Below are 293 nucleotides of genomic sequence, written 5' to 3' on the forward strand. Positions count from 1 at the left end.
CCTACTACGCCGCTGGCGGCGCGTTGCAGCGGATCAACGAGTTGCTGGCGCGGGCCGACGAGCCGCGCTACCCGCCGCTGCGCGATCCGTTCGCCGGCCGCACGACCGTTGGCATCGAGGTGCGCGGGCTGGATTTCGCCTACGGCGAGGACAAGGTCCTGGAGCCGTTGGACCTGAACATCGGCGCCGGCGAGAAGGTTGCCCTGGTCGGCGCCAGCGGCGGCGGCAAGAGCACGCTGGTGCAACTGCTGCTCGGCCTCTACAGTGCGCAGCGCGGCAGCCTCCGCTACGGC

Annotated in this window: 1 protein-coding gene; it reads left to right on the forward strand. The window is 71.3% G+C overall.

The features are described 5' to 3' along the window. The coding region (locus GYB81_RS23865; protein WP_161898007.1) for an ATP-binding cassette domain-containing protein at positions 1-293 on the forward strand (293 nt) is incomplete at both ends.

Source organism: Pseudomonas yangonensis, from assembly GCF_009932725.1.
Classification (GTDB): domain Bacteria; phylum Pseudomonadota; class Gammaproteobacteria; order Pseudomonadales; family Pseudomonadaceae; genus Aquipseudomonas; species Aquipseudomonas yangonensis.